This is a genomic window from Pseudomonas sp. 2,4-D, from assembly GCF_030418155.1.
GTDB classification, from domain to species: domain Bacteria; phylum Pseudomonadota; class Gammaproteobacteria; order Pseudomonadales; family Pseudomonadaceae; genus Aquipseudomonas; species Aquipseudomonas alloputida.
The window spans coordinates 128,290-141,168 of sequence record NZ_JAUHUI010000005.1 but is presented as its reverse complement, the minus strand read 5'-3'; the positions used below and the strand labels follow the sequence as shown (position 1 = coordinate 141,168).

11 protein-coding genes are annotated in these 12,879 nt (G+C 63.1%); 2 read left to right on the top strand and 9 right to left on the bottom strand.

From position 1 onward, the window contains the following. Positions 1-86 precede the first annotated feature (86 nt). Entirely contained in the window at positions 87-632 is a 546-nt protein-coding gene (locus tag QYE47_RS06650) for a lipocalin family protein (RefSeq protein ID WP_003251256.1), read from the bottom strand. A gap of 146 nt (positions 633-778) precedes the next feature. Then, positions 779-2,281 (bottom strand): sodium/proton antiporter NhaB, encoded by a 1,503-nt coding sequence (nhaB, locus tag QYE47_RS06645; RefSeq protein WP_014590362.1) that lies wholly within the window; start codon positions 2,279-2,281, stop codon positions 779-781. 150 nt (positions 2,282-2,431) lie between these two features. Here nhaB and QYE47_RS06640 point away from each other — a divergent pair, with 150 nt between their 5' ends. Together QYE47_RS06640 and nudC are read left to right on the top strand one after the other, a co-directional pair. Next, positions 2,432-3,244 carry a crotonase/enoyl-CoA hydratase family protein gene (locus tag QYE47_RS06640; protein WP_014590363.1) on the top strand — a complete coding sequence of 271 codons (813 nt, stop codon included), beginning with the start codon at positions 2,432-2,434 and terminating at the stop codon, positions 3,242-3,244. A gap of 36 nt (positions 3,245-3,280) precedes the next feature. Continuing rightward, positions 3,281-4,111, top strand: coding sequence for an NAD(+) diphosphatase (gene nudC, locus QYE47_RS06635; protein WP_070383621.1), 831 nt, complete (start codon positions 3,281-3,283; stop codon positions 4,109-4,111). Positions 4,112-4,179: 68 nt separating this feature from the next. Here the strand turns inward: nudC and QYE47_RS06630 are convergent, their stop codons facing one another. From QYE47_RS06630 to purB, 7 genes are all read right to left on the bottom strand, one after another. Next, positions 4,180-4,959, bottom strand: a complete 780-nt coding sequence (locus QYE47_RS06630; RefSeq protein ID WP_070383622.1) for a TSUP family transporter — start codon at positions 4,957-4,959, stop codon at positions 4,180-4,182. A 168-nt stretch (positions 4,960-5,127) separates the two neighbouring features. After that, entirely contained in the window at positions 5,128-5,958 is an 831-nt protein-coding gene (locus QYE47_RS06625) for an alpha/beta hydrolase (protein WP_014590365.1), read from the bottom strand. 193 nt (positions 5,959-6,151) lie between these two features. Further along, a complete protein-coding gene (locus QYE47_RS06620) occupies positions 6,152-7,441 on the bottom strand; it encodes an FAD-binding oxidoreductase (protein ID WP_070383623.1) in 1,290 nt (429 codons plus the stop codon). Positions 7,442-7,587: 146 nt separating this feature from the next. Then, positions 7,588-9,549, bottom strand: a complete 1,962-nt coding sequence (locus tag QYE47_RS06615) for a DNA topoisomerase III (RefSeq protein ID WP_301158924.1) — start codon at positions 9,547-9,549, stop codon at positions 7,588-7,590. Positions 9,550-9,756: 207 nt separating this feature from the next. Next, a complete protein-coding gene (locus tag QYE47_RS06610; protein WP_003251237.1) occupies positions 9,757-10,185 on the bottom strand; it encodes a GNAT family N-acetyltransferase in 429 nt (142 codons plus the stop codon). Continuing rightward, entirely contained in the window at positions 10,178-11,344 is a 1,167-nt protein-coding gene (locus QYE47_RS06605; protein WP_070383625.1) for a cupin domain-containing protein, read from the bottom strand. Before QYE47_RS06605 ends, QYE47_RS06610 begins: the two co-directional genes overlap by 8 nt. Before the next feature lie 81 nt (positions 11,345-11,425). Continuing rightward, positions 11,426-12,796, bottom strand: coding sequence for an adenylosuccinate lyase (gene purB / locus QYE47_RS06600; RefSeq protein WP_010954819.1), 1,371 nt, complete (start codon positions 12,794-12,796; stop codon positions 11,426-11,428). Positions 12,797-12,879: the final 83 nt, after the last annotated feature.

Genomic DNA, 12,879 nt, shown 5'->3' with positions numbered 1-12,879 from the left:
CTCAGGCTCCTGTTTCAGGCCAGAAGCGGCCAAGGTGATACGGGGCGCACACCTTAGCCGGATTGCCACCCGCCGTCGACGGCCCGCTAGTTATCCTGTCGCCAGATGAGCTTGCTGGTGTCATAACCTTGCTCTCGGGCGATTGTCAGCAGTTGCTCGCGCTGCTGGTCGGTGACCGCTGGCGTGCGCGAAAGCAGCCACAGGTACTCGCGGTTGGGGTGGCCGACCAGTGCCACGCGGTAGTCCTTGTCGTGGTACAGCACCCAGTACTCGCCCTTGGTCAGGCCCGGTGCCAGGCGGCTGAACCAGTTGTCGAAGCGCACCCACAGCTTGTCGGTGCTGCCCGGTTGCTGAGCCTCGGCGATGCCCTTGGCTTCATTCCACTGGCCGTCCTTTTCCTGGCAGCGGTTGGTTACATCGATACGGCCGTCCTCGCGCAAGCCGTAGCGCGCCTCGGACTTCACGCAGTTACGCTGGAAGAACATCGGCAGTCGCGCCAGTTCATACCAGGTACCCTGATAGCGTTGCAGGTCCACCTGTTGGGTACGCGGCGGTGCCGGGTGATCGTTGCCGGCGCAGCCGAGCAGGGCCAGGGTCATGCAGGAAAGCAGCAGTGTAGTGCGCAGCGCCATGGGTGACCTCCTTGGAGCGGATGGGGCGTACCTGTGTTTCGACGCCTGTGCGGGGAAAAAGTTGTAGACGATCTTGCCTGCGGCGAAACCCGTGCAGGAGCGGGTTTACCCGCGAAAGGCCCCGCACAGGTCCGCACAGGCCTGCCTCACAGCCAGTACGTCACCGCCCACCATCCCAACCCGCCCATCACCACGGTATAGGGCAGCGCCATCCACACCATCCGCCCATACGACAGCCGGATCAGCGGCGCAATGGCCGAGGTCAGCAAGAACAGGAACGCCGCCTGCCCGTTCGGCGTCGCCACGCTTGGCAGGTTGGTGCCGGTGTTGATCGCCACTGCCAGGGTTTCGAAATGCTCGCGGCTCATGCTGCCATCGAGAAATGCCTGCTTCACTTCGGTGATGTAGATGGTGGCAACGAACACATTGTCGCTGATCGCCGACAGCAAGCCGTTGGCCAGATACAGCATGCCCGGTTGCTTTTCGGCCGGCAGCGTCAGCACCCAGTTGATCAATGGGCTGAAAAGCTGCTGCTGATGAATCACCGCGACCACGGCGAAGAACACCACCAACAGCGAAGTGAATGGCATGGCGTCCTGGAAGGCACGGCCCAGGCGGTGCTCGTCAGTGATGCCGGTGAAGGCCGTGATCAGTACGATCACCATCAGGCCGATCAGGCCGACCTCGGCCACATGCAGCCCCAGGCAGATGATCAGGATCAGCGCAGCGAGCCCTTGTACCCACAGCGCGATGCGCTGGGCCTGGGTGCGCGCCGCATCGTCTTCGGCCGCATAGGCGGTCAGCACCCTGCGCACCGGTTCGGGCATCAGCGTGCCGTAGCCGAACAGACGCACTTTTTCCAGCAGCACGCAGGTCACCAGGCCAGCACCCAGCACTGGCAGCGAAACGGGCGCCACTTTCAAGAAGAAGTCGACGAAGTGCCACCCCATCTCGTGGCCGATCAGCAGGTTCTGCGGCTCGCCCACCAACGTGCAAACGCCGCCCAAGGCGGTACCCACAGCGCCATGCATCAGCAGGCTACGCAGGAAGGCGCGGAACTGGTCGAGGTCTTCCCGGTGCAGGTGAGCGACTTGCTGGTCGCTCTCCAGTGCGCTCTCCTCGCGCGGATTGGCCCCGGACGCGACGCGGTGGTACACCGCGTAAAAGCCGACCGCAGCGCTGATGATCACCGCCGTGACGGTCAGTGCATCGAGAAACGCGGATAGAAACGCCGACAGTACGCAAAACAGCAGCGCCAGAATGGCCTTTGAACGCACCCCGAGCAGAATGCGTGAGAACAGGAACAGCAACAGTTCCTTCATGAAGTGGATGCCGGCGACCATGAACATCAGCAACAGGATTACCGGGAAGTTGTGCTGCAGTTCCTCGTACAGCGCCTGGGGCGTGGTCATCTGCAACAGCAGGGCTTCGATCAGCAACAAGCCACCGGGCATCAACGGGTAGCATTTCAGGGCCATGGCCAGGGTGAAGATGAATTCGAGCACCAGTGCCCAGCCGGTCGCAACCGGGCCAATGGTTACCAACAACAGCGGGTTGAGCACCAAAAACAGGCAGATGACCACCTTGTACCAAAACGGCGATTTGCCCAGAAAACCGTGGGCGAGGGCGCCGGTCAGGGGGCGTGACATAAATATGTATCCTTATAATTCAACGATGGCGCACGGTGCCGGATATACGCGTCTTAGGCAAGGCGCACAGTCCCGTTTTTGGCACATGTACGGCCATTGGGCTGGGTTACCATCGGTGTCATGAACCTTTCACCCTCAGGAGTGCCGCCCGTGACCGAGTACAGTGCATTCAAGGTCGAACTGACCGACAGCGTCGCCCATGTTCAGATCAATCGCCCAGAGAAGGTCAACGCGATGAATGCGGCCTTCTGGGAGGAAATCGTCGACATCTTCCAGTGGATCGATGACACCGATGCCGTGCGCGCGGTGGTGATCAGCGGCGCTGGCAAGCACTTTTCCGCCGGTATCGACCTGATGATGCTGGCCTCGTTGGCTGGGCAGATGGGCAAGGACGTGGGCCGCAATGCACGCTTCCTGCGCAAGACCATCCAGCGGCTGCAGGCCTCGTTCACCGCTGTGGACACGTGCCGCAAACCCGTACTGGCGGCCGTGCAAGGCTACTGTATCGGCGGCGCCATCGACCTCATCTCGGCGTGCGACATGCGCTACTGCAGCAGTGACGCGCAGTTCTCGATCAAGGAAATCGACATGGGTATGGCTGCCGATGTCGGCACATTGCAACGTTTGCCACGCATCATTGGCGACGGCATCATGCGGGAGCTGGCGTTTACCGGGCGCAATGTCGAGGCCGACGAGGCGCTGCGCATCGGCCTGGTCAACCGAGTCTATGATGATCAGGCCTCACTGATGGACGGCGTCTTTGCCATCGCCCGCGAGATTGCCGCAAAATCGCCGATCGCTGTGGCCGGCACCAAGGAAATGCTCAGCTACATGCGTGACCATCGCATCGACGATGGCCTGGACTACATTGCCACCTGGAACGCCGCAATGCTGCAGTCCGAAGACTTGCGCGTGGCGGTGGCGGCGCACATGAGCAAACAGAAACCGACGTTCGCCGACTGATCGGGCCGGGGGACGCGTAGTAAAGGAACCCCCGACATGTCAGCACGCTGGACTACTGCAGTACTCGACCCACAGATAACCGGGGGGCTTGCGGTGGCCCGCAGCCCTGAAGGGTTTTTGGTGGACGCCAACGGCGCGCTGTTCCCCCGCGACTGGCTCAAGCGCCAGGACCTCGACGTGCTGTGCGAGCACGGCATCGGCCACTTTGACGGCCAGCCGGTGTTCCTGCTGGAACTGCGCTGCGCCACTGATGTGCCTGGCTGCAGCTGGCGCGGCCTGCGTGCGTTCATGCTCGAAGGCGACTTCGACACTTACAAGGTGCTGGGCTATGCCGCACAAATCGGCACCTGGGCCCGCGAGCATCGCTTCTGCGGCAGTTGCGGTCAGCCGATGACGCAAATTCGCTGGGAGCGGGCGATGTATTGCCAACCCTGCGACCTGCGCAGCTATCCGCGCATTTCACCCAGCATGATCGTGCTGGTGACCCGCGGCGATGAAATCCTGCTGGCGCGTTCGCCGCGCTTCGTCACCGGGGTGTACAGCACCTTGGCAGGTTTTGCCGAACCGGGTGAATCGGCCGAAGACTGCCTGGTGCGCGAAGTGCGCGAAGAAGTGGCGGTGGAGGTGCAGAACATCCAGTACGTCGGCAGCCAGTGCTGGCCGTTCCCGCATTCGATGATGCTCGGTTTCCATGCCGAGTACGCCGGTGGCGAGATTGTCATGCAGCCGGACGAGATCGAGGACGCCAAGTGGTTCAGCGTGCACGACCTGCCGCCGCTGCCGGCCGGGCGGTCCATTGCCCGTTACCTGATCGACCTGTATGTTACGCGGCGGCTGGGCTGTGATATCCCTGCTTTCCCGTCCTAGCTGCAGTGAGAAATGTTCTCCGACTAGGCGCAGGGCACAGGCAATGGTCATTCCATTGCCAAAGCCCCTCAGGCCTGCTCGAACCAGTGTTGCCACGCTAAGCGCACGGTCAATGCCAGCACCACGGTGATGAACACCGGGCGGATGAACTTGCTGCCGCCGCTGATCGCCGTGCGTGCACCGAAAAAGGCGCCGACCATCACCGACAGGCCCATGCACAGGCCGACGATATAGTCCACCTGCCCGGAAATGATGAACACCGTCAGCGCCGCGATGTTGCTGACGAAGTTCATGCTGCGCGCCACGCCGCTGGCGCGTACCAGGTCGATGGGGTACAGCAGCAGGGTACTGACCGTCCAGAACGCCCCGGTACCCGGGCCCGCTACGCCGTCGTAGAAGCCCAGGGTGAAGCCTTGCGGCACTTGCCACTTTTTCTTGATCGGTGCATCGGCATCCAGCGGCGCCTTGGGCGTGCCGCCGAACAACAGGTAGATGCCACAGGCGAAGACGATCACCGGCAACATCTTGTTCAGCCATTCGGCTGGCATGTAGTGGGCGATGACGGCGCCGAGCAACGCCCCGGTCAGGGTGGCGAACAATGCCGGGCGCCACTGCGCCGGGTGGAACAGTTTGCGTTTGTAGTAAGTGAAACCTGCTGTGGCCGAGCCGAAGGTGGAACTGAGCTTGTTGGTGCCCAGTACCAGGTGCGGTGGCATGCCGGCAGTGAGTAGGGCCGGAGTGGTGAGCAGGCCCCCGCCACCGGCGATGGCGTCGATGAATCCGGCGACGAAAGCGACTAGCGCCAGGATGAGTAGGGTTAGGGGTTCTACGGTGAGTTCGAAGGGCATGGGTTTTTGGCAGGCAGGGAGGCAAGGAGGCGGCAAAGTGCTGCACTAGAAGGGGAGCATGGTAATCCTGGGGAAGGTGTGTTGCCAGTGCCGGCCCTTTCGCGGGCAAGCCCGCGTAATCCCGTAGGAGCGGGTTTACCCGCGAAAGGGCCGGTACTGGCGAAAACATCAACTACGAATAAACGCCAGCAAATCCGCATTGATCACATCGGCATGGGTGGTCGGCATGCCATGCGGGTAGCCTTTGTAGGTTTTCAGCGTGCCATTGGGCAGTAGCTTGGCCGACAGTACCCCGGAGTTTTCATAGGGCACGATCTGGTCATCGTCGCCGTGCATCACCAGCACCGGCTGCTTGATGCCCTTCAGGTCCTCGGTGAAGTCTGTCTGGGAAAACGCCACGATGCCATCGTAATGGGCCTTTGCACTGCCGATCATGCCTTGGCGCCACCAGTTGCCAATGATGCCTTCGCTGGCTTCGACCCCCGGGCGGTTGTAGCCGTAGAACGGCCCTGTTGGCACATCCCGGTAGAACTGCGCCCGGTTGCTGGCAACCTGGGCCTGGAAACCGTCGAATACCGACTTGGGCAGGCCACCGGGGTTGCCGGGGGTTTGTACCATCAAGGGTGGTACGGCCGCGATCAGCACGGCCTTGGCCACCTTGTCTTCAGGGTACCGGGCCATGTAGCGCACCACCTCGCCGCCGCCGGTCGAGTGGCCGACATGCACGGCACCCTGGGTGCCCAGGTGGGCGACCACGGCGGCTACGTCGTCGGCATAGTGGTCCATGTCGTGGCCGTCCCATACCTGGCTGGAGCGGCCATGGCCCCGCCGGTCGTGGGCGACCACGCGGTAGCCTTCAGCGAGGAAGAACAGCATCTGCGCGTCCCAGTCATCGGCACTGAGCGGCCAGCCGTGATGGAAGTGGATCACAGGTGCATCGCGCGGGCCCCAGTCCTTGTAGAAGATCTGTACGCCGTCCTTCGTGGTTACATAGCTCATGGTCGTTTCTCCTGAGTGCAGGAAGCGAAGGGAGCTATTGAGAATAGGAGGGATTTTGGCAGGTATCAGGAAGTTGTGTTGCCTGTGCGGGCCTCTTCGCGGGTGAACCCGCTCCTACAGGGGGCTCATGGGTTTGAATCCGCAGGAGCGGGTTCTCCCGCGAAGAGGCGCGCACAGGCAACACTCATGCCCTTCAGACGCGGTCGCGCATGCGGTACCAGGCCTTTGCCGCAGCTTCCAAAGGTGCAGCCAGCAGGTCACCACCGGGGAAGCGGCCGTTGTCGATGCCTTGGTACAGCGCCAACAGGTCTTCATCGCCGAGAATGGCATCGCTGACCGCACGCGCCGCCGCCAGGGTCGGCAGTACGCCATGGCCGGAGAAACCCTGCAGCCAGTAGCGCTGGCCCTCGCGGCCGACGTCCGGGGTGCGCTTGATGCTGCAATCGATGTGGCCACCCCAGGCATAGTCGATGGCCACCCCGGCCAGTTGCGGGAATACCCGCTCCAGGTACGGGCGGGTGGCGCTGGCGACGTCCTTGGGAATGCCGCCCAGGTAAGTACAGCCACCGCCGAACAGCAGGCGGTGGTCTGGGGTGAGGCGGAAGTAGTCGGGTACGAACTGGTTGTCGATCACGCAACTGTTGCGAGGTAGTAAGGAATGGGCCAAGTCGGCATCCAGAGGCGCAGTGGCGACTTGGTAGGAACCGACTGGCAACAGGCGACGCGACAGGCTGCGGTCAAGGCGGTCGATGTAGGCGTTGCAGGCCAGCACCAATACCTGGCAGCGGACTTCGCCACGGTCGGTACGGGCGACATAGCCGTCGCGAGCCTGCTGGTAGCTGAGCACCTGGCTCTGTTCGTAGATGCGCCCGCCGCCAGCCTCGATGGTACTGGCCAGGCCCTGTGCCAGTTTCAGCGGGTTGAGGTGGGCACCTTTGGCGTCGTACAGCGCGGCCTGGTAGCGCGGGCTGTCGATCCATTGCGGCAACTCGTCACGGCCGATCAGGCGCAGGGCGTCGTAACCCCATTTATGCTCGGCATCATGCAGGGCCTCTTCGAGCATTTTCACCCGGCGCGGCAATACCGCAGTCCACAGGCTGCCCTGCCGGTAGTCGATGTCGAAGCCGTGGCGTTGGGGCAGTTCGCGCATCTCGTCGGCGGCCCAGCACATGCTGGCCCATAGCCGTTGGGTGCGTTCGATGCCAAGGGCCTGCTCCAGCGGCGGCATGTCGCACGACCAGCCCAACAGCGCCTGGCCACCGTTGCGTCCGGAGGCCGCCCAGGCAACCCGGCTGGCTTCCAGCAGCGTTACGCGTTTGCCGGCCTGGGTCAGGCGCAGTGCAGTGTGCAGGCCGCTGAAACCGGCGCCGATGATCAGCACGTCGGTGTCCTGAGCGCCTTGCAGGGTAGGGCGTAATGGGATGTTGGCGGGGTAGGTCTGGGCGTAGTAACTGGCGACGTGCTGGGCGGATTGTTTGAACATGCCGGATTTTCCGTGAAAATTATTATGCTTATTTTCATGAAAAGTTAGCAGTTAAATTTCACGTTGCCAATGGGTTGGTTGGGGTTTGTGGTTTGCCTTTTGTTAATGTGCTGCCTGGGCTGGCCTCTTCGCGGGTGAACCCGCTCCTACAGGGGGGCTCGTTTTTTCCGCGCCTGCCGTGGCTTGCTTGGGGTCGCCTTGCTTCCAGTTGCTTTGCTCTTCCCGCCACCGCGACGTTTCTTTTTCCAGGGCGGCGCCGCCCCGGCCGCTGGCCCGCTGATGGTCATGCGCATGCCGCTGCAACGCTCCACCAGCTTGCCCATCCACGCTGACTGCCGGGCGACGAACTCTTCCAGGGGCATCTCGCCGCTTTGCACCATGTCCAGCGCCTGCTCCCAGATCGCCGTGGTGCCGGGGTCGGCAATGGCTCGGGGAACGGCGTCGATCAGGCTGAAGGCCGCAGGGGTGGCCGACAACGCCTTGCCGTTCTTCACCAGGTAACCGCGGTCGAGCAGGCCCTGGATAATGCTGGCGCGGGTGGCTTCGGTGCCGATGCCGGTGGTTTCCTTGAGCTTCTGCTTCAGCCGAGGGGCATCCACCAGCTTGGCCACGTTTTTCATCGCCTTGATCAGGTCGCCTTCGGTAAATGGCTTGGGTGGCTGGGTCCACAGGTCTTTCAGCTGCAGGCCGTGTACGTTGCAGTCCTGGCCTTCGCGCAGCGCTGGTAACACCTGGGCCGGTGGTGCCTCGCGGCCTTTGGCCGGGGTCAGCGCTTCGGGCAAGGCGCGGCGCCAGCCCGGCTCGACGATCTGTTTGCCCACAGCACGCAGCGCATGACCGGCGCAGTCGAAGTCGGCCTGGGTGCGGTCGTACTCATGGTTGGGCAGGAACTGCGCCAGATAGCGGGCGCGGATCAGGGTGTACACGGCCTTGTGCTTGGCCGGCAGGCGCGAGGGGTCGCTGGCGGCGGCGGTGGGGATGATGCCATGGTGAGCGCTGACTTTGGCGTCGTTCCACGCCCGCGAGCGGCGTTGCGGCTCCAGGTACGGCTGCAGCGGCGCAAGGCTGGCATCGGCCCGTTGCAGGGCGGAGAGGATGGCGGGTGTCTCAGCGTGCTGGCTTTGTGGCAAATAGCCGCAATCGCTGCGCGGGTAGGTGATCAGCTTGTGTGTTTCGTACAGTGCCTGGGCAATGTCGAGGGTTTCCTGGGCGCCGAGGCCGAACTTTTTCGAGCACAGCTCCTGCAGGGTGCCAAGGTCGAAGGGCAGCGGTGCAGCTTCGCGCACACGCTCGGTCGCCACCTTTACCGCTCGGGCAGTGCCGGCATGGCCGATGTCGGTGGCGGCCTGCTGTGCCAGGCTTTGCTTCAGGCAGCGGCCTTGGTCATCACAGGCGTCTTCGGGGGCGCGCCATTGGGCATTGAAGCGTTGGCCGGCGTGTTCCAGCTGTACGTCGATGGCCCAGAACGGCACCGGCACGAAGTTGGCGATGCTGCGGTCGCGGTCGACCACCAGGCGCAAGGTAGGCGTTTGCACGCGGCCTACCGGCAGCACACCCTGGTAGCCGGATTGGCGGCCCAGCAGGGTGAACAGCCGGCTCATGTTCATGCCGATCAGCCAGTCGGCGCGCGAGCGGCCCAGCGCCGAGTGGTACAGGTTGAACGTCTCGTGGCCTGGCAGCAGGCGTGCCAGGGCCTTGCGGATGGAGGTGTCGTCCAGTGCCGACAGCCACAGGCGCTGCACCGGGCCGCGGTAGCGGCAATGCTCGACCAGCTCGCGGGCAATCATTTCGCCTTCGCGGTCGGCGTCGGTGGCAATCACCAGCTCCCGCGCTTCACCGAGCAGGCGCTTGACCGCCTTGAACTGGCTGGCGGTCTTGGGCTTTACCAGCATCTTCCACTTGTCTGGAATGATCGGCAGGTCGGCCAGGTTCCAGCGCTTGTAACGTTCGTCGTAGCTGTCGGGCGGGGCAGTTTCCAGCAGGTGGCCGATGCACCAGGTTACGCAGATGTCGGTGCCTTGCCAGCAGCCGTCGCCTTTGCGGTTGGCGCCGAGCACTTTGGCGATGTCTTTTGCCTGGGAGGGTTTTTCACAGAGGAACAGGCGCATGGCCGGGACGCTTCATCGGGGTGGTGGGCCATAGGATGCGCAAGCGGGGGCGCAGAGGCAAGTTTTATCTGGATGGATGTACAGGTTTTTTGTCAGCGGGGATGTATATCGCCTGTGCCGGCCTGTTCGCGGGTGAACCCGCTCCTACAGAAGCGCGGTGCTTGTAGGAGCGGGTTTACCCGCGAAGCGGCCAGTGCAGGTTATGGATCAGGCGCGCGAGTCGCGCACCATGTCGACATGCGGGATGCCAGCTTCGAGGAATTCCTCGCTGACTACGCGAAAGCCCAGCCGCTCATAGAACGGCGTGGCGTGCACCTGGGCGCTGAGCATCTGCTGTTTCAGGTCGCGGTTCTGCGCTTCGACGATGACCGCATTGACCAACGCATCGCCCACCTTCAGGCCGCGCCAGTCCTTGAGCACCGAGATGCGCCCGATGGTGCCGTCGGCCAGCAGGCGCGCAGTACCGATCGGATAGTCGCCTTCCAGGGCCAGGAAGTGCAGGGCGTCCTGGTCTTCCGAATCGAACTCGAGCTCTGGCGGAATGTGCTGCTCGGCGACGAACACGGCTTCACGGATACGGCGGATGTCGGCGTTGTCTTTGTGCCAATCGGCGAGGCGAACGCTGATCTTATTCATTGGCGAATCCCAGGCTCCCTTGTTTGACCAGCTGCTGTACCAGCATCAGGCCATCCTCATCCTGCAGCCACTCGGCCAGGTTATCGATGTGCAGGGCGTCGGCCGCACATACCAGCTTCAGCAGCTCTCGCAGTTTGCCAGGCAGTGGGCAACTACGGCCGCTGGCGAACAGTAGCAGGTCGTCTTCGAACTCGGACCAGGCCAGGCGTGCGCTGGGGTTGCGGATCAGGATGGCGCCTTGCTCAAGGGCATTGATCAGCTCTTCCTCGCTCAGCTCTTCGCCAACGATCTGCTCGGGGTAGCGCGGCTCGGTCATGAACTGGCCGAACCAGGTCAGCAGCAGGTCCTTGTCGCCCATGTGCTTGTCGAGCAGCGCCTTGAGGCGGTCGAGGGCATCGTGCTGGATCTGGTGCGGGTCGCTGACTGGCTGGGCGTCGGCGTCGCTGTAGCGCTCTTCGTCGGGCAGGAACTGGCCGAGGAAGTCGGTGAAGTGGGTCAGCACTTCGGCAGCGCTCGGTGCGCGGAAGCCGACCGAGTAGGTCAGGCAGTCATCCACGGCCACACCGTAGTGGGCCAGGCGCGGTGGCAGGTAGAGCATGTCGCCGGGCTCCAGGGTCCACTCGCCGCTCTGCTCGAACTCGGCCAGGATACGCAGGTCGGCGTGCTCCAGCAGTGGGCTGTCACTGCTGCACATCTGGCCGATCTTCCAGTTGCGCTGGCCGTGGCCTTGCAGCAGGAACACATCGTAGTTGTCGAAGTGCGGGCCGACGCTGCCACCCGGGGCGGCGAAGCTGATCATCACGTCATCGATACGCCAGCTGGGCAGGAAGCGGAAGTTTTCCAGCAGTTCGGCCACTTCCGGAACGAACTGGTCAACGGCCTGCACCAGCAGGGTCCAGTCTTTTTCCGGCAATTCGGCGAAGGTGTCTTCGTTGAACGGGCCGCGGCGCAGCTCCCACGGGTGAGCGCCGTGCTCCAGCACGATACGCGACTCGACTTCGTCTTCCAGGGCCAGGCCGGCGAGCTCGTCGGGGTCGAGCGGGCTGATGAAGTCCGGGAAGGCCTGGCGTACCAGCAGCGGCTTCTTCTGCCAGTAGTCGCGCATGAATTCGCGGGCCGAGATGCCGCCGAGCAGCTGCAGTGGAGTATCAGGATTCATGTTCAACCTATTGAAAAAACGTAATTTTCGTACGGGAATAAAAACGCCCGGCCAGGCCGGGCGTTGTACGCGACGCTCAGCTTAGATGCGTTTGGCCTGGGCTGCCGCGTTACCGATGTAGGTAGCGGGGGTCAGCTGCTTGAGCTCGGCCTTGGCTTCGGCTGGCATGTCCAGGCCGTCGATGAAGGTCAGCAGCGCTTCTGGGGTGATGCCCTTGCCACGGGTCAGCTCTTTGAGCTTCTCGTAGGGGTTTTCGATGTTGAAGCGGCGCATCACGGTCTGGATCGGCTCGGCCAGCACTTCCCAGCAGGCGTCCAGGTCGGCGGCGATGCGAGCTTCGTTGACTTCCAGCTTGCCGATGCCTTTCAGGCTGGCCTCGAAGGCGATGACGCTGTGGGCAAAGCCCACGCCCAGGTTGCGCAGCACGGTGGAGTCGGTCAGGTCACGCTGCCAGCGCGAGATCGGCAGCTTGCTGGCCAGGTGCTGGAACAGCGCATTGGCGATACCCAGGTTGCCTTCGGAGTTTTCGAAGTCGATCGGGTTGACCTTGTGCGGCATGGTCGACGAGCCGATTTCGCCGGCGACGGTCTTCTGCTTGAAGTAACCCAGCGAAATGTAGCCCCACACATCACGGTCGAAGTCGATCAGGATGGTGTTGAAGCGGGCGATGGCGTCGAACAGCTCGGCGATGTAGTCGTGCGGCTCGATCTGGGTGGTGTACGGGTTGAACTGCAGGCCCAGCTCGTCTTCGATGAAGGCGCGGGCGTTTTCTTCCCAGTCGATCTGCGAGTAGGCCGACAGGTGGGCGTTGTAGTTGCCCACGGCGCCGTTGATCTTGCCCAGTAGCGGCACGGCGGCAACCTGGGCGATCTGGCGCTCCAGGCGATACACGACGTTGGCCAGCTCTTTACCCAGGGTGGTCGGTGAAGCCGGCTGGCCGTGGGTGCGCGACAGCATTGGCACTTCGGCGTGGGCGTGGGCCAGGGCGCGGATGGCGTCGGCGACCTGGCGCATCAGCGGCAGCAGCACTTCGTCACGGCCGGCGCGCAGCATCAGGGCGTGGGACAGGTTGTTGATGTCCTCGCTGGTGCAGGCGAAGTGGATGAACTCGCTGACCTTGGCCAGCTCAGGCAGCTTGGCGGCCTGCTCCTTGAGGAGGTATTCAATGGCCTTGACGTCGTGGTTGGTGGTGCGCTCGATTTCCTTGACGCGCTCGGCGTGCTCCAGCTTGAAATCGGTGGCCAGGCTGTCCAGCAGGGCGTTGGCTTCGGCGGAGAACGCCGGCACTTCGCCGATTTGCGGGTGGGCGGCCAGGCGCTGCAGCCAGCGCACTTCGACCAGGGCGCGGAAACGGATCAGGCCGAATTCGCTGAAAATGGGGCGCAAGGCCTGGGTTTTGCCGGCATAACGGCCGTCTACAGGGGAAACCGCAGTGAGCGAAGAAAGCTGCATGGGGTGTTCTCGGACAGTCAGGCTTTTGGAAGGGCGCATATCATACATGAAAAATGCGCCTGGGTCGGGTGGCTGACCAAAGG

Bases quoted from the DNA above. Each gene is read 5' to 3' on its own strand.
- QYE47_RS06620 (WP_070383623.1), bottom strand. From the start codon at position 7,441: ATGTTCAAACAATCCGCCCAGCACGTCGCCAGTTACTACGCCCAGACC.
- QYE47_RS06615 (WP_301158924.1), bottom strand. From the start codon at position 9,549: ATGCGCCTGTTCCTCTGTGAAAAACCCTCCCAGGCAAAAGACATCGCC.
- QYE47_RS06630 (WP_070383622.1), bottom strand. From the start codon at position 4,959: ATGCCCTTCGAACTCACCGTAGAACCCCTAACCCTACTCATCCTGGCG.
- purB (WP_010954819.1), bottom strand. From the start codon at position 12,796: ATGCAGCTTTCTTCGCTCACTGCGGTTTCCCCTGTAGACGGCCGTTAT.
- QYE47_RS06625 (WP_014590365.1), bottom strand. From the start codon at position 5,958: ATGAGCTATGTAACCACGAAGGACGGCGTACAGATCTTCTACAAGGAC.
- QYE47_RS06605 (WP_070383625.1), bottom strand. From the start codon at position 11,344: ATGAATCCTGATACTCCACTGCAGCTGCTCGGCGGCATCTCGGCCCGC.
- QYE47_RS06610 (WP_003251237.1), bottom strand. From the start codon at position 10,185: ATGAATAAGATCAGCGTTCGCCTCGCCGATTGGCACAAAGACAACGCC.
- QYE47_RS06650 (WP_003251256.1), bottom strand. From the start codon at position 632: ATGGCGCTGCGCACTACACTGCTGCTTTCCTGCATGACCCTGGCCCTG.
- nudC (WP_070383621.1), top strand. From the start codon at position 3,281: ATGTCAGCACGCTGGACTACTGCAGTACTCGACCCACAGATAACCGGG.
- nhaB (WP_014590362.1), bottom strand. From the start codon at position 2,281: ATGTCACGCCCCCTGACCGGCGCCCTCGCCCACGGTTTTCTGGGCAAA.